Annotated in this window: 9 protein-coding genes and 3 pseudogenes; 1 reads left to right on the plus strand and 11 read right to left on the minus strand. The window is 66.4% G+C overall.

Annotated features, from left to right (window positions below; translation table 11 throughout):
• Window positions 1-78 precede the first annotated feature (78 nt).
• Window positions 79-1,250, minus strand: a pseudogene (locus ONR75_RS27705) (MFS transporter).
• A gap of 110 nt (window positions 1,251-1,360) precedes the next feature.
• On the opposite strand from ONR75_RS27705, the gene ONR75_RS27710 reads away from it, so the two are divergent.
• A complete protein-coding gene (locus tag ONR75_RS27710; RefSeq protein ID WP_265080070.1) occupies window positions 1,361-2,266 on the plus strand; it encodes a LysR family transcriptional regulator in 906 nt (301 codons plus the stop codon).
• Between the two features lie 72 nt (window positions 2,267-2,338).
• On the opposite strand, the gene murG is transcribed toward ONR75_RS27710, so the two are convergent.
• From murG to rsmH, 10 genes and pseudogenes are all read right to left on the minus strand, one after another.
• On the minus strand, window positions 2,339-3,439 hold the full coding sequence (murG, locus tag ONR75_RS27715; protein WP_265080071.1) for an undecaprenyldiphospho-muramoylpentapeptide beta-N-acetylglucosaminyltransferase: 1,101 nt from the start codon (window positions 3,437-3,439) through the stop codon (window positions 2,339-2,341).
• A gap of 7 nt (window positions 3,440-3,446) precedes the next feature.
• Window positions 3,447-4,598, minus strand: a complete 1,152-nt coding sequence (gene ftsW / locus ONR75_RS27720; RefSeq protein WP_265080072.1) for a putative lipid II flippase FtsW — start codon at window positions 4,596-4,598, stop codon at window positions 3,447-3,449.
• A 113-nt stretch (window positions 4,599-4,711) separates the two neighbouring features.
• Window positions 4,712-7,351: a CHASE domain-containing protein gene (locus tag ONR75_RS27725; RefSeq protein ID WP_265080073.1), complete on the minus strand. Its 2,640-nt coding sequence runs from the start codon at window positions 7,349-7,351 to the stop codon at window positions 4,712-4,714.
• Window positions 7,352-7,450: 99 nt separating this feature from the next.
• Window positions 7,451-8,847, minus strand: a pseudogene (gene murD, locus ONR75_RS27730) (UDP-N-acetylmuramoyl-L-alanine--D-glutamate ligase).
• A gap of 4 nt (window positions 8,848-8,851) precedes the next feature.
• Entirely contained in the window at window positions 8,852-9,934 is a 1,083-nt protein-coding gene (mraY, locus tag ONR75_RS27735; RefSeq protein ID WP_265080074.1) for a phospho-N-acetylmuramoyl-pentapeptide-transferase, read from the minus strand.
• A 9-nt stretch (window positions 9,935-9,943) separates the two neighbouring features.
• Window positions 9,944-11,380 (minus strand): UDP-N-acetylmuramoylalanyl-D-glutamyl-2,6-diaminopimelate--D-alanyl-D-alanine ligase, encoded by a 1,437-nt coding sequence (locus ONR75_RS27740; protein ID WP_265080075.1) that lies wholly within the window; start codon window positions 11,378-11,380, stop codon window positions 9,944-9,946.
• A complete protein-coding gene (locus tag ONR75_RS27745) occupies window positions 11,377-12,834 on the minus strand; it encodes a UDP-N-acetylmuramoyl-L-alanyl-D-glutamate--2,6-diaminopimelate ligase (protein WP_265080076.1) in 1,458 nt (485 codons plus the stop codon). Before ONR75_RS27745 ends, ONR75_RS27740 begins: the two co-directional genes overlap by 4 nt.
• A gap of 79 nt (window positions 12,835-12,913) precedes the next feature.
• Window positions 12,914-14,655, minus strand: a pseudogene (locus ONR75_RS27750) (peptidoglycan D,D-transpeptidase FtsI family protein).
• A gap of 17 nt (window positions 14,656-14,672) precedes the next feature.
• Window positions 14,673-15,053 (minus strand): hypothetical protein, encoded by a 381-nt coding sequence (locus tag ONR75_RS27755; protein WP_265080077.1) that lies wholly within the window; start codon window positions 15,051-15,053, stop codon window positions 14,673-14,675.
• Window positions 15,054-15,055: 2 nt separating this feature from the next.
• Entirely contained in the window at window positions 15,056-16,051 is a 996-nt protein-coding gene (rsmH, locus tag ONR75_RS27760) for a 16S rRNA (cytosine(1402)-N(4))-methyltransferase RsmH (RefSeq protein ID WP_265080078.1), read from the minus strand.
• Window positions 16,052-16,055: the final 4 nt, after the last annotated feature.

The raw sequence follows: 16,055 nt of genomic DNA on the forward strand, positions 1-16,055 counted from the left end.
CAAGCCCGGCCATGACACTTAAATGTCGATTTCCCAGCGGGATCGGCCGGATTTCGGCCCCTTTTGTGATGGCAGCCCCTACTCGGCCGCGGCGGGACGCGGCACTGGCGCGCCGTCCATGCGGTTGGCCAGAACGGCCACCGCGACTCCCGCCAGCGGCGCGATGGCGGCCACCCAAGGTACCGCATTCAGCCCGCCATGGGCGATCACCGCACCCCCGAGCCAAGCGCCGATGGCATTGCCAAGATTGAACGCGGCAATGTTGAAGCTGGAAGCGAGGCTTTGCCCGGCGCCCTCGGCCTTGTGCAGCACTGCCATCTGCAGCGGCGCGGCGGTGGCGAAGGCTGCGGCGCCAAGCAGCGCAATGGCGATGACGACGGCGACCTGGTTGTGGGCGGCAAGGCTGATGGAGGCCAGCACCGCAGCGACCAGCAGCAGGCTGCCGAACACGCTGCCGGCCGGCCAGCGGTCGGCGAAGCGGCCGCCCAGCAGGTTGCCGACAATGGCGCCGGCGCCGAACACCAGCAGGATCGGCGACACCGCGGCGTCGCTAAAGCCGGAGATGCGGGTCAGGATCGGGGCAACGTAGGTGAACAGCGCGAAGATGCCGATCCAGCCGAGAATCGTCGTCAGGAACGCCAGCAGCACCTGCGGCCGAACCAGAACCGCCAGATCATCCGACAGCTTACTTTGCTCTTGCGGCGCCTTGACGGGCGGCACCAGCAACGCCACCGCGGTCAGGGCGGCCAGTCCGACCAACGTCACCGCGAAAAGGTGGCGCGCCAGCCATAGGCCTGTCCGAGCCAGGTGCCGAACGGCACGCCGAGAATGGTGGCGACCGTCAGGCCTGCGAACATGATGGATATCGCCGATGCCTTCTTGTTCGCCGCCACCAGGCTGGTGGCCACCACCGAGCCGACGCCGAAGAAGGTGCCGTGGGCGAAGGCGGTCACCACCCGCGCCGCCATCAGGCTCCAGTAATCCGGCGCCAGGGCGCAGGCGAGGTTGCCCGCCGTGAAGATGCCCATCAGCACCAGCAGCACGGTCTTGCGCTGCCAGCGGCTGGTGGCGACGGTCATGATGGGGGCGCCGAGCACCACGCCCAGCGCGTAGCCGGAGATCAGCAGCCCCGCGGCCGGAATCGACACGTGGAGGTCACCGCCGACTTCGATCAGCAATCCCATGATGACGAATTCGGTGACGCCGATTCCGAAGGCGCCGGCGGTAAGCGCATAAAGTGCGAGAGGCATGACGGGTTCCAATGTGCTGCGGAGCAACATGCTCCTGCATGTAAACTGGACCGAATGTCATTCATGAGTTAGACACGTTGTTGGAACAACATTTATGAATTGAAATCACCATGGCACGCCTTGACGTCAACCGGTCCGGCGAGATGGAGGTTTTTGCACGGGTGGTTGAACTCGGCGGCTTCTCCGCAGCCGCCCGGGCCTTCCGAATGTCGCCTTCGGCGGTCAGCAAGCTGATCTCGCGGCTTGAGGCCCGGCTCGGCGTCCGCCTGATCAACCGCTCGACCCGCAAACTGCAGCTGACGCCGGAAGGCAGCGCGTTCTATAAGCATGCGACGCGCATCCTCGACGAGATGGCCACCGCGGAGCGCGAGGCGGCGGTCGGGGCGACGCCGAGCGGCTTGCTGCGCGTCAACACCAGCGTGCCGTTCGGGCTGCACCGGCTGCTGCCGCTGCTGCCGGATTTCGCCCGCCGCTATCCCGATATCAAAGTCGAGGTGACGCTGACCGACACCGTGGTGGATCTGCTGGAGCAGCGAGCCGATGTCGCCATTCGCGTCGGCGCCATGCGCGAGTCGCGCCTGCTCGCGCGAAAGCTCGGCGACAGCCGGATGGTCGTCGTCGCCTCGCCCGCTTATCTCGCCGAGCGCGGCGTGCCGAACACGCCGGACGATCTTGCCGGACACAACCTGCTCGATTTCGGCTTTAGCAAATGGAAGAACGGCTGGCCGTTCAGGGAGCGGGACGGCAGGACGATCACCGTGATTCCGTCGGGCAATGCACTGGTCAGCGACGGCGAAGCGATGCAGCACCTGGCGCTCGCAGGCATGGGCATCGCCCGGCTGACACGCTTCCATGTCGAGGACGATATCGCGGGCGGTCGGCTGGCGCTCGTGCTCGAGGATTTCAATCCCGGCGATATCGAGCCTGTCCATGCCGTGTTCGTCGGCCACGGCGGTCAGTTGCCCGCGCGGGTGCGGGCGCTGCTGGATTATCTGGTGGAGAAGGTGCGACTATAGCTCACCGGCCAACCGCCGTCGTTCCGGGGCGCGAGGGCGCGGCCCGACCGAACCCGGAACGACGAGTTCTTTTCAGATCCCCGCGACCTTTGCCACCAGATCGGCGAGGCGATCGGCGGCGTCGAGCTTGCCGACGGTGCGCGCTCCCTTCGCCATGGCGGTGAGCCGCGCCGGTTCGGCGGCCAGCGCCGAAATTTCCGCGGCAAGGCGATCCGGGGTGAAATCCGGCTGCGCGATACGCAACGCGCCGCCGGCATCGACCAGCACGCCGGCATTGGCGAACTGGTCCTGATCCAGCGCGCCGGGCAGCGGCACCAGGATCGAGGGCCGGCCGATGGCCCCGAGCTCGGCCACGGTACCGGCGCCCGAGCGCGACACCACCAGATGGCTGGCGGCGAGCCGCGCCGGCAGGTCGCTGAAGAACGGCGCCAGCTCGACCTTGATCTTCAGGCGGTCATAGACCGCGCGGACCCGCGCCATGTCCTCGTCGCGAACCTGCTGGGTCAGCACCAGCCGGTGCCACAGCGCCGGTTCGAGCTTCTCGATGGCCGGCGGCACGATGTCCGCCATGATGCGCGCGCCCTGGCTGCCGCCGACCACCAGCAGGCGCAACGGCCCGGTGAGATCCGGCACCGCATAGGGCACGGCCGCGGCGGCGAGAATCGCCGGGCGCATCGGCGTGCCCGTCGTGGTGGTCTTCTTCGACAATTCGGGATCGCGGTCGAGCACGCCGGGCAGCGAGGTGGCGATGGCACTGACATGGCCGGACAGCAGGCGGTTGGCGCGCCCCATCACCGCGTTGGAATCGTGGATGACGGTGGGCACGCCGAACAGCCGTGCGGCGAACAGCGGCGGCAGCGTCGGGTAGCCGCCGAAGCCGATCACCGCGGCGGGCTTCACCCGGCGCATCAGGTTGAGCGCCATGGCTGTGCCGGCGGCGAGCATGATTCCGGTACGCGCCAGTGCGATCGGGTTGCGGCCGCGCAGCGTCTCGCTCGGCACCACGTCGATCGTGTCGCGGGTGAACAGACCGCTGTATTTCAGCGCGCGCGAGTCGGTGACGAGGCGCACCCTCAGCCCGCGCTTCATCAGCGCCACGCCGAGCGCCTCCGCCGGAAACAGGTGGCCGCCGGTGCCGCCGGCGGCGAGCAGGATGAGGGGCGCGTCGCTCATGGGAACATCAGGCGTAGGTGGGCGCGGCGTTGGCGTCGCTGATCGACTCCACCTCCGTGCGTGGCCGCATCCGCGTCAGCGCCAGCAGCATGCCGACGCTGTAGGCGAGCGAAATCATCGAGGAGCCGCCATAGGACAAGAACGGCAGCGTCATGCCCTTGGCGGGAATGAGATGCAGGTTGACCGCCATGTTGATGGACGCCTGCACGCCGAACAGGATCGCCAGGCCCGACGCCGCAAAGCGCGTGAACAGATCCTCGGTCGCATAAGCGCGCGACAGCGCGCGGATCACGATGAATGCGTAGAGCGCCAGCAACGCCAGACACAGCAGAATGCCGAACTCCTCGGCGCCGACCGCGAACACGAAGTCGGTGTGGCTGTCCGGCAGGCTGCGCTTGGCGATGCCTTCGCCCGGGCCGAGGCCGAACCAGCCGCCGTTACCGAAGGCCTCCATCGCGGTGTCGACCTGGAAGGTGTCGCCGGAGGCCGGATCCATGAAGCGCTTGATGCGGCCGGCGACATGCGGGACGAACAGGTAGGCGGTGAACAGGCCGCCGGCAGCAGTGGCCGCCAGGCCGAACACCCAGACCATCCGCATCCCCGCGATAAAGAACAGCGAGCCCCACACCATCAGGATCAGCATGGTCTGGCCGAAGTCCGGCTCCAGCACCAGCAGCGACACCAGCATCAGCAGCAACACCACCGCCATCGATGTCGCCGGCATGTCCGGCTTGCGCGCGGACTCCGAGAACAGCCAGGCGGCGACGACGACGAAGGACGGCTTGGCGGACTCCGAGGCCTGGATGTTGACGCCGAGAATGGTGATCCAACGCTTGGCACCCTTGACCTCGGGACCGATCAGCAACGTCGCGACGATCAGCACGACGGAGATCGCGAAGATGATCAGCGCGCCGCGCCGGATCTGCCGCGGCGACAGGAACGAGACGGCGATCAGCACGATGAAGGACGGGATCAGGAACAGGACGTGGCGGTTGAAGAAGTGAAACGGGTCAAGCCCGATCCTTGTCGCCACCGGCGGCGAGGCCGCCAGCGACAGGATGACGCCCGCCAGCATCAGCGCGATGATCGCCGCCAGCAGCAGGCGGTCCACGGTCCACCACCACTCGCTGAAGGGGGTGCGCTGTTCACGGGAGATCATGGGCGGTCCTGCGGGCAGATGATCCCCATTGGTGCGCCATCGTGGTTGCCAGAGGGTTAACGAAGTGTGGATTTTTGACCTTCACGGCACTCGCCGCGGGCGTTCGCCTGCCTTCATGCCGCGGCTTCCGCTACCTGATCGCTGACCGTCACCCGGTCGCGGCCGTCGGCCTTTGCGCGGTAAAGCGCCACATCCGCCGCCCCCATCAGATCTTCGCCGCGTGCCACATGTAGCGGCATCACCGCGATCCCGACCGAAGCGGTAACGCCGTCCAGCACGCCGCCGGGCAGCGCCACCCTCATGCCGCGCACCGCGTCCAGTATCTGCTCCAATCGCAATCGCGCGGTCTCCGGCGTCGCCCCCGGCATGATCAGCAGAAATTCCTCCCCGCCGAAGCGGCCGACGATGTCGGCCTCGCAGGTGACCTCGCGCAGGATTCGGCTCAGGGCGCGCAAGACGGCGTCGCCAGCCTCATGGCCGCGGCTGTCATTGATACTCTTGAAGTGGTCGATATCAAGAATGGCCACCGCGAGCGACTCGTCATCTCGGATGCAGCGCGTCGTCTCGCGGGTCAGCGCGTCTTCGAGATAACGGCGGTTATAGAGGTCGGTCAGTGGATCGCGTAGCGCCTGCTGCCGCAGCAACTCACGCAATTCGAGATTGGCCATCGCCAGCGAGACCTGCTCGGCCAGCATGGTAGCGAGTTGGTCGGCGCCGGCGCGGAATGCGGCGGGGTGCTCGCGATACAACAGCCCGAGCAGATTGTTTTGGGCGATGAGCGGCTGGCAGACGAAGGTCATCCGGCTGTGGTCGCACTCGCCCACATGGTTGCAGGTGAGACCCTGACTGGCCTCGGAAATCGGGAACGTCGTTCCGCGCCGCAGCGCCCAGCAATCGTCGACAGGAAACGAGACGATGTCAGCCTGCAGCGCTCCCCAATGGGCGCCGCGTTGCACGGTCGTACGCGCATCGTTCAGATAGTACAGCGCACCCGCTTCCTCCGGAAACAGAAAGCCGGCGTAAGTCTGGACTGCCGCGAAAACCTCATCGCGCGTCTGGCAGGATTGCACCACTCCGGAGAGTTCGGTCAGCAGTGCAATTTCCTTGGCACGAATTTCGGCGGAGCGCAGCGAGGCCGCCAACTGTGCGTTGGCCTGTTCCATGGCCAGCCCATGCGCACGCCGCTCGGCTTCCGCGGCCAGGGCAGCGGTCTTGTCCTGCATCACCCAGAGGATGGCGCCCCTCGCCAGCGGCTTGCCATAGGCATCGACTTCGAGGATCGATCCATCTTCGCGGCGCAGGCGCAGCGAGACTTCAGTGACCACGGCGCTGTTCCGGATCCTGGCGAGCGCGGCATCGAAGGCGGCCAGATCGTCCTCGCTTGCGACCAACTCCTCGATCTTCCTGCCGGGCAACGTCTCGACCCCGCGGCCGCAAAATTCGGCGATGCGATTGTTGCCGCGCAGGATGTCGTGTCCGGCCGTGAACAGGATGCCGGCAAGCGGATTATCGACCAGCGCGCTCTGTTCGGCACGCAGGCGGCTGAGATTCCCCGACATGCGCCGGCCGTCCATCATCATGACGACCAGCAGCAAAGCCAGCACGCTGATCACGAGGCCGCTGCCGAGGATCACATTCGAAGCCAGGGGACTGATCTGATAGGCGGGACCGGGATTGGGCGTGAAGATCACACGCCACACCCGCTCGCCCACGACCAGCGAGCGCTCCGTCGAAATGCCTGCCGGACGCTCGACCTGCGCGGCAAGACCGAGATTGTTCTCGACGCTGTCGTACATCAGCGTCGCCGGGCCAGCCGGATTCTCGGGCTCACCGATCAACACCCCCGTGCTGGTCGGCGTGGCATAGCCGCGGTCGACCACCTGAATATGCATCTGCTTCAGCGTGCGGGGATCGAGGATGCCGTTCATCAGATCGTTGATACGGTAGACCGAAGCCACAAAGCCAAAAAGCGCTGCGTTGCGCTGCGCTACGGTTTGCACAGGCTCACCGTTGCGATAGATCGGCGCGCGCATGATGAAGCCAAACCCGCCGGACGTATCCTGCACCAGCTTCACCGGCGGCGTGGCCACGATGCGCCCGGTCTCGGCCGAACGTCGCAGGGAATCCAACTGCGCAGGATTGGCACCGGCGTCGAAGCCCAGTGCGTTTTCATTGCCGGCGATCGGCTCAACGAATTCGACGATGTTATAGATCGCGCGCGGTCCCGGCGGGCGTACGGAGAAATCCGGCACGCCATCGAGTTCCACACTCTTGTCTGCGCGCACTTCGTCGACAAACGCCTCGAGGCGATCCGGTCTGACGTGACGCAATTCCTGCAACGCCTGGAAACCCGGATAGCGACGGCCAAGCTCCAGCACATCGATGTAGCGGCGGAACTGGGCGCGATCGACGCGACCGATCGAGGCGTACAGGCCCTGCAGGCCAACCAGCACTTCGGCATGGGTATGGAGGCGCTGACTGATCGCCCGGGAAACTTCTTCGGCATCAACGCTAAAGCGGTGCTGCACGTCGGCGACAGCGGCCCGTTCAGACAGATATCGGGCCGCGAAGGTGGCCGCCAATCCGACGCCCAGCACGACCGCCGCCACCAGTATTGTGCGCTGCGTCTGAAGCGTCAGCAAGCCACGCAAGGTCATTACGGCGTCCCCAGATCCACCACTTTCGGGATACACATCCCCAGACGATCTGGCAGCATGATACCGATATTCAGCTTGAAAATTCGTTGCGGTCACCGACCCGCCCGGCCAGCCGAGGGGCAGTTGAGCGCAGCGTTAATCGCGGATTAATTCGGCGGCGGCCGTGATGGAGGAGGTCGGCAAGTGCTCGCTGGCTTACACCGGTTTCACGCCATCCAGCGCCAGCACCAGATCGCGGAACCGGGTGCCGCGGATCTCGAAGTTGCGGAACTGGTCGAACGAGGCGCAGGCCGGCGACAGCAGCACCACGGCATCGGTCAGTCCGGCGGCCTCGGCGTCGCGCGCGGCGGCCGGCACGGCATTGTCCAGCGTGGCGCTGATCTCGAAGGGCACCTTGCCCTCAAGGGTCGCGGCGAAATCGGCGGCGGCTTCGCCGATCAGATAGGCCTTGCGAATGCGTGGGAAGAATTCGGCGAGACTGGCGATGCCACCCTCTTTCGGCTTGCCGCCGGCGATCCAGAAGATGTCGTTGAACGAGGCCAGCGCCTTGGCGGTGGCATCGGCATTGGTGCCCTTGGAATCGTTGACGAACAGCGTAGCGCCCAGATGGCCGACCTGCTCCATGCGATGGGCCAGACCGGGAAAGCTGCGCAGCCCCTTTGCAGCACGTCATTGCCGACGCCGAGCGCGCGCGCCGCGGCTGCGGCGAAGGCGGCGTTCTGTGCATTGTGGACACCACGCAGCGAGCCGATGCCGGCGATATCGGCGATGGCTGTGCGCTCGCCGCCTTCGATGCGGTAGATGGTATCGTGGTCGACAACGATGCCGTCGGCAGGCGGCGCTTGCACCGAAACCCTGATCACCGGCTTGCCGGCGGCTTCGATGCGGTCGGCGGCGTTGCGGCACCAGTCGTCATCGACAGATATCAGTGCGGTGCCGCCGGCCTGCACCTGCGCCACCAGGCGATCCTTCACCGCGGCGTAGTGCTCCAGCGTGCCGTGGCGGTCGATGTGATCGGGGGTGACGTTGAGCAGCATGCCGACGCTCGGATTGAGCGAGGGCGTGAGGTCGATCTGGTAGGACGACATCTCGATCACATGGACGCGATTCATCGCCGGCGGCGCCAGCGACAGGATCGCGGTGCCGATATTGCCGCCCATCTGGGTGTCGAAGCCGGCCTCGCGCATCAGATGCGCGACCAACGCGGTGGTGGTCGACTTGCCGTTGGTGCCGGTGATGGCCACGAACGGCGCGTCCGGCGCATGCAGCGCGCGCTCGCGGCAGAACAGCTCGATATCGCCGATCACCTCGACGCCGGCGGCCTGCGCCATCAGCACGGTCCAGTGCGGCGCGGGATGGGTCAGCGGCACGCCCGGCGTCAGGATCAAGGCGGCGAAATTGGCCCATGACACGGTGCGCAGGTCGGCGGTGATGAAATTGGCCTGCGCCGCCTCGACCATGCGGTCGATGCTGTCGTCGCAAGCGACGACTTCGGCGCCGCCGGCCTTCAGCGCATGGCAACTCGCGAGGCCGGAGCCGCCGAGGCCGAACACAGCGACCGTCTTGCCAGCGAAGGATGTGACCGGGATCAAGGCGTCACCGCAACTTCAGCGTCGACAGGCCGACCAGCGCCAGCATCACCGAGATGATCCAGAACCGGATCACGATCTGCGGTTCGGTCCAGCCCTTCTGCTCGAAATGATGATGGATCGGCGCCATCCGGAACACGCGCTTGCCGGTCAGCTTGAACGAGGCCACCTGCACGATGACCGACACGGCTTCGAGCACGAACAGGCCACCGATGACCGCCAGCACGATCTCGTGCTTCACGGCCACGGCGATGGAACCGAGCATGCCGCCCAGCGCCAGCGATCCGGTGTCGCCCATGAAGATCGAGGCCGGCGGCGCGTTGAACCACAGGAAGCCGAGGCCGGCGCCGAGCACCGCGCCGCACAGCACCGCCAGTTCGCCGGTGCCGGCGACGTAGTTGATCTGCAGGTAGTCGGAGAACACCGCGTTGCCGGCGAGGTAGGAGATCATGCCGAACGACGCAGCCGCGATCATCACAGGGACGATAGCCAGGCCGTCGAGGCCGTCGGTCAGGTTCACCGCATTGCCGGCGCCGACCACGATGAAGGCGCCGAAGATCACGAAGAACCAGCCGAAGTTGATGATCACGTCCTTGAAGAACGGAATCACCAGCGAACTCGACAGCGGATCGCGGCCAAGCTTGACGAAGGCAAAGCAGGCCAGTGCCGCGATGGCCGTCTCGATGGCCAGACGGGTGCGGCCGGCGAAGCCGGCTTCGGTCTGCTTGGTCACCTTCAGATAGTCGTCATAGAAGCCGACGAAGCCGAAGCCCAGCGTCACCGCCAGCACGATCCACACATAGGGATTGCGCGGATTGGCCCACAGCAAGGTGGACACCACGAGGCCCGACAGGATCATCAGCCCGCCCATGGTCGGGGTGCCGACCTTGGCCAGATGCGACTGCGGCCCGTCGCTGCGGATCGGCTGGCCCTTGCCCTGGCGCAGCCGCAGATTGTCGATGATCCACGGCCCGAACAGGAACACGAACAGCGCGCCGGTCACCATGGCACCGCCGGTGCGGAAGGTGATGTAGCGGAACACGTTGAAGACCGGGACGCTGCCGGAAATATCGATCAACCAGTAAAACATTCAGACCGCCTATACCGCGGCATCATCGAGCGCGGCCTTGCCGGGAAAGCGCTTTTCGAGCGCGGTAACAATCGGTTTCATACGCGAGCCGAGCGAGCCCTTAACCATCACGGCGTCGCCGGCCCGGATTCCGGCGAGCACCTGCGATTCGAGCGCCGCCGAACTGTCGGCATAGCCGCCCCGCTTGCCGGAGGAAAGGGCATCCCACAGCTGGCGCATCAGGGGACCACAGCAAAACACCAGATCGACGTTGTTGGCCTGGATCGCTCCCAGCAGTCCGCGGTGCAATTCGGCGCCCTGGGGGCCGAGTTCCAGCATGTCGCCGAGCACCGCGATGCGGCGGCCGTGCGGCCCGATGGCGGCAGCGCCCAGCACATTCAGCGCCGCCGCCATCGAGGCCGGATTGGCGTTGTAGCTCTCGTCGATGAGGGTGGCCTCGCCGCCTGCGAGTTCCAGGACGTGTCGGGCGCCGCGTCCGGTCGCCGGCTGCACCTGCGACAGGGTCAGCGCCGCCAGCGCCAAGTCGGCGCCCATCAGCGAGGCCGCCGCCAGCACCGCCAGCGAATTCATCGCCATGTGGCGGCCGGGCATGCCGACCTTGTAGGTGACGTCATGGCCGAGAATGCTGGCATGCACCGCCGAACAGGTCGGGTGCAGCGCCACATCGAGCAGCCGCGCTTCCGATTTCTCGTCGGTGCCGAACGACACGATGCGCGAGACGCCGGCCTTCGTCGCTTGCGCCTGCAGCCGGTCGAACTGGCCGTTGTCGCGGTTGAGAATGGCGGTGCCGCCGGGCTCTAGTCCCAGAAAAATCTCGGCCTTGGCGTCGGCGATGGCCTCGATGCCGGCGAAGAACTCCAGATGCACGGGCTCGACGGTGGTGATGACCGCGAAATGCGGTCGCACCAGTTTCACCAGCGGCTCAATCTCGCCGGAATGGTTCATGCCGATTTCGAAGATGGCAAAGCGCGCGGTCTCCGAGCAGCGCGCCAGCGACAGCGGCACGCCCCAGTGATTGTTGAACGAGGCCACCGAGGCATGGGTCTCGCCCTGGGCCTCGAGCACGCGGCGCAGCGCTTCCTTGGTGGAGGTCTTGCCCACCGAGCCGGTGACCGCAATGATCTGCGCGCCGAGCCGGGCGCGCGCGGCGCGCGCCAGATCGACCAGCGCCGCCAGCACGTCATCGACCACCAGCAGCGGCGCGTCGGCGGCGAATTTGCTGCGCTGTGCGCGTTCGACCACCGCGAGCCCGGCGCCGGCCTTCAGAGCCGCATCGACGAAAGCGTGGCCGTCATGGACGTCACCCTTGATGGCGAAATAGGCCTCGTTCGGCGCGATGGTCCGAGTGTCGATCGACAGGCAGGTGATGCCGGCTGGCAAGGAGCCGCTAGCCTCGGCGCGCATCGCCTCGGCCATCGCCTCGGTGGTCCACAGGATTTCGCTCATGCAACCCTCGCAGCAAGCGCCGCCGCAGCGGCTTCGTGATCGCTAAAATGCAGCGTGCGATCGCCGACGATCTGTCCGATCTCGTGGCCCTTGCCGGCGATCAGCAAGGCGTCGCCCTGCTGCAGCCCGGCGATGGCCACCTTGATGGCTTCGGCGCGATCGCCGATCTCCACCGCGCCGGGCGCGGCAGCGAGAATGGCGGCGCGGATCGCGGCGGGATCTTCGCTGCGCGGATTGTCGTCGGTGACGATGACGCTGTCGGCCTTCTCTGCGGCGATGGCGCCCATCAGCGGTCGCTTGCCGGTGTCGCGGTCGCCGCCGGCGCCGATCACCACCACGAGCTTACGCGGCGCATAGGGGCGCAGCGCTTCCAGCGCCTTGGCCAACGCATCGGGCTTGTGGGCGTAGTCGATGAACACCGGCGCACCGTTGTGGGTGCCGACCTGTTCCAGCCGGCCTTTCGCCCCTTCAAGATGCTCGAGCGATGCCAGCACCTCGGCGGCGTCACCGCCCGTGCCGATCACCAGGCCAGCTGCCACCAGCGCATTTTCGATCTGGAATTCGCCGACCAGCGGCAGCCGGATGTCATGCATCCGGCCGCAATGCTGCAGCGTCAGCAATTGCGAAAAGCCGTCGATGGCGGCGGCAACGAGACGGATGCCTTCGCCGGCGCCGTCGCCCTGGCGCCCCACGGTGATGGTGCGCAGCTGTCGTTCGCGCGCCGCGGCGATCACCTGCGCCGAACAGTCGTGATCCGCTGATATCACCGCGACGCCGTCATCGACGACAAGTTCGCGAAACAGCCGCAGCTTGGCCGCGAGGTAATGTTCGACGGTCGGATGATAGTCCATGTGGTCGCGCGACAGGTTGGTGAAGCCGCCGGCCGCGATGCGGATGCCGTCGAGGCGATATTGATCGAGACCGTGCGACGAGGCCTCGACCGCCAGATGCGTGACGCCGTCGCCCGCGATCTCGTCGAGCTGGCGGTGCAGCGCGATCGGGTCTGGCGTGGTCAGCGAGCCATAGACGGCGCGCTGTGGCGAGACGAGGCCGATGGTGCCGATGCTGGCGGCGACGTGGCCGAGCCGCTCCCAGATCTGCCGCGCGAAAGCCGCGACCGAGGTCTTGCCCGAGGTCCCGGTCACCGCGGCGATGACCGCGGGTTGGCGCGGGTAAAATCTTGCCGCGGCCAGCGCCAGCGCGCGGCGCGGATTGGGGGTGGTGACGAACGGCACCGGCAGGCCGATATGCGCGTGATCGCCGACCACGGCGACGGCGCCGGCCGCGATGGCCTGGGTGACGAATCGCGCGCCGTCGGTCCTGGCGCCGGCCAGTGCGAAGAAGACATCGCCGGGCTTCACCGCGCGACTGTCCACCGCAAGACCGCTCACGGCAACCTCGCCCGCGGGCGCGTCCATCGCGGCGTCATCGCTGAAAAGGTCGCGCAGTTTCATACTGTTCCTGCTCGGAGATCGGGTACATTACGGCCCTGGCAAACCGCATTTTGCACCGACTGTAAAGCGCCCTGCGTGGCTACTGTGTCACCCTCGATGCCGCAAGAATAAGGCGGTCGGCGGTCGGCAGATCGAAGCGGGGCTCGAGTCCGAGCAGAGGCGCAATGCGGGCGATCACCTTGCCGCCGGCGGGAACCGCATTCCAGCCCGAGGTGATGAAGCCGTGGGTTTCCGGAAGCGCCTTCGGCTCGTCGAGCATCACCAGAACCTGGAATTGCGGGTTGTCCATCGGCAGCACCGCAGTGAAGGAGTTCAGCACCTGCTTCTTGGAATAGCGGCCGCCGACGACCTTTTCAGCGGTGCCGGTCTTGCCGCCGATGTAGAAGCCCTTGGACAAAGGTCGGCCTGACGCGCGGTGCCGGTTTCGGCGTTGAGGCGCATCAGATAGCGGATCTTGTCGCTGGTATCCTTCTTGACCACGCGCTTGCCGATCGCCAGCGCCTCTTCCTCGGTCCGCTTCAGGAAGGTCGGCGGGATCAGATAGCCGCCATTGACCATGGCGTTGATGCCCATCACCGCCTGAAGCGGCGCTACCGCAATGCCGTGGCCGAAGGCGATAGTGATGGTGTTGAGTTCGCCCCAGCGCTTCGGCACGATCGGCATGGCGCTCTCAGGCAGTTCGGTGCGCAGCCGGTCCATCTGGCCGACCTTCTTCAGGAACGCCTTGTGCGCCTCGACCCCCATCGACAGCGCGACGCGCGCGGCACCGATGTTCGAGGAGAAGGTAAACACTTCAGCGAGCGAGATGGCGCGCCCGAGGTTGTGACTATCGTGGATCTTGAACTTGCCGTAGCTGAGCGGCATCCGCGCATCGTACATCGTGCCGAGATTGGCCTTGCCGGCATCCAGGGCCATCGCCAGCGTCAGGGTCTTGAAGGTCGAGCCCATCTCGTAGACGCCGGTGGTCAGGCGGTTGATCCGGTCGGGATCGTGGGCTTCCTTCGGATTGTTCGGATCGAAATCCGGCAGCGACACCATCGCCACGATCTCGCCGGTCTTGACGTTGGAGACCAGGCCGGAGGCCGCCTTGGCACTGTATTTCGCTTTCGCCTTGATCAACTCGTCGCGCAGCGCATGCTCGACGCGTAGATCCACCGACAGCTCGATCGGCTTCTGCAGACGATCAGAGGCAAAGCCGGCGCGATGCAGGTCGGCGAGGCCGTTGGTATCGAGCCACTTCTCGATGCCGGCGATGCCCTGGTTGTCGGTGTTGACCAGTCCGATCACGTGGCTGACCGCGGCACCGCTCGGATAGACCCGCTTGTTCTCGCGCAGGAATCCGACCCCCGGCACGCCGAGTTTGTGAATGTCGCGCTGCTGCTGCGCGGTGATCTCGCGCTTCAGCCAGACGAAGCCCTTCTTGGACATCAGGCGCTCGCGCACCTCGGCGGTGTCGAGATCGGGCAAGGTCGCGGTCAGCAGCTCGATGGCCTCGTCCTTGTCGACGATGCGGCGCGGTTCGGCGAACAGGCTGGGCGCCTTGATGTCGGTGGCCAGAATATCGCCGTTGCGGTCGACGATGTCGGGCCGCGCGGTGGCGATGGCGTCGCGGGCGGCGCGCCGCTCGCCATGACTGTCGCCGCCGACGGCGAACATCACCAGACGAAGGGCGATGATGCCGTAGATGCCGGCAAAGGTGAGCATGGCCAGGCCGACGCGCGCGCGAGCCTTCGCGGCGCGGTCGACATTGCGTCCGTACAGCAGGCTGCGGATCAGCCGCTGGCGCCAGGGCTCAACGGGTTTTGCTGCTGGCTTGTGCATGATGGGGGATTGATCGGTCACTGCGCGTCCTCCGGCGACGGCAAGGTGCCGGTGACAATGTCCGGATCGATCGTATCGATCATTGCACCGATTGGATCTGGATCGCCCGGTTTGGCGAAGCTCGGCGGCCGGTCCGGCAGATTCTTCAGCGAGTCGAATTGCTGCGCGGAGATCGGCTTCAGCGCCAGGTGCCGCTCGGCGAGCCCCTGTAGCCGCATCGGCGCGTCGAGCTTGGCCCATTCCGCGCGCAGCGACGCGATGGCATCGCGTTGCTCGCGGATGTCGGCGTGCAGCCGCAGCACCCGCTCGGTGCGCACGGTGGATTCCATCTTGATACGGTAGACATAGGCCGCGGCGAACACCAGCATGGCGATCACGAGGAGATGGATGATGCGCATGCTCAGCCTCCCCTCAGCACAGTGGCGAGCGTCGGCCAGCCCGGCAATGGACCGGCATCCTGCGCCGGCGCATCAGTGCGCTCGGCAGCGCGCAGCTTGGCGGAACGCGCGCGCGGGTTGGCGGTGACTTCCTCGCCACCCGCCACGATCGGGCGTTTGGTGAGCAAGTGGAAGCGCGGACGGGAGAGCCCGATCTCCGGCAGATGCCGCGAGCCGCCGCCGGTCTTGCTGCGCTCGTTCAGGAAATTCTTGACGATGCGGTCTTCCAGCGAATGGAACGAGACCACCGCGAGGCGGCCGCCCGGCTTCAGCACGCGCTCGGCAGCGGCCAAGGCCAGGTGCAGCTCGTCGAGTTCCTCGTTGACGAAGATCCGCAGCGCCTGGAACGTGCGCGTCGCCGGATGGAGCTCGCCGGGCTTGGCCCAGACGACTTTGGAAACGACGGCGACCAGTTCGTCGGTGGTGAGGATCGGCGCCTCCTTGCGGGCAGCGACGATGGCCTTGGCGACGGCACGGGAATGCCGCTCCTCGCCGAAAATATAGATGATGTTGGCGAGATCCGCCTCGGAGGCCTTCGCCACCACGTCGGCTGCGGTCGGCCCGTCATGGCCCATGCGCATGTCGAGCGGCCCGCTGAACCGGAACGAAAAGCCGCGCTCGGCCTGATCGATCTGCATCGAGGACACGCCGACATCCATCACCACGCCGTCGACCAATGGTTCGCCCTGCCCGGCGCAAACGTCGGCGAGATGCGAGAAGCGGTCCTCCACCAGCGACAGCCGGCCCCCGGATTGATCGACCAGATCAAAGCCGCCGGCGATGGCAGTGCGGTCGCGGTCGATGCCGATGACCCGGGTTCCGGGCGTGGCGAGAAGCATGCGGGAATAGCCGCCGGCACCGAAGGTGGCATCGACATAGACGCCGTCTTCGCGGGGCGCGAGCAAGTCGACGGCCTCGTGGCCGAGCACCGGGATATGGCGTGGTGCAGGCGCGGTCATCCGC

Source organism: Rhodopseudomonas sp. P2A-2r, assembly GCF_026015985.1.
Classification (GTDB): domain Bacteria; phylum Pseudomonadota; class Alphaproteobacteria; order Rhizobiales; family Xanthobacteraceae; genus Tardiphaga.

Bases quoted from the DNA above. Each gene is read 5' to 3' on its own strand.
- ONR75_RS27710 (WP_265080070.1), top strand. From the start codon at position 1,361: ATGGCACGCCTTGACGTCAACCGGTCCGGCGAGATGGAGGTTTTTGCA.
- murG (WP_265080071.1), bottom strand. From the start codon at position 3,439: ATGAGCGACGCGCCCCTCATCCTGCTCGCCGCCGGCGGCACCGGCGGC.
- ftsW (WP_265080072.1), bottom strand. From the start codon at position 4,598: ATGATCTCCCGTGAACAGCGCACCCCCTTCAGCGAGTGGTGGTGGACC.
- mraY (WP_265080074.1), bottom strand. From the start codon at position 9,934: ATGTTTTACTGGTTGATCGATATTTCCGGCAGCGTCCCGGTCTTCAAC.
- ONR75_RS27740 (WP_265080075.1), bottom strand. From the start codon at position 11,380: ATGAGCGAAATCCTGTGGACCACCGAGGCGATGGCCGAGGCGATGCGC.
- ONR75_RS27745 (WP_265080076.1), bottom strand. From the start codon at position 12,834: ATGAAACTGCGCGACCTTTTCAGCGATGACGCCGCGATGGACGCGCCC.
- ONR75_RS27755 (WP_265080077.1), bottom strand. From the start codon at position 15,053: ATGCGCATCATCCATCTCCTCGTGATCGCCATGCTGGTGTTCGCCGCG.
- rsmH (WP_265080078.1), bottom strand. From the start codon at position 16,051: ATGACCGCGCCTGCACCACGCCATATCCCGGTGCTCGGCCACGAGGCC.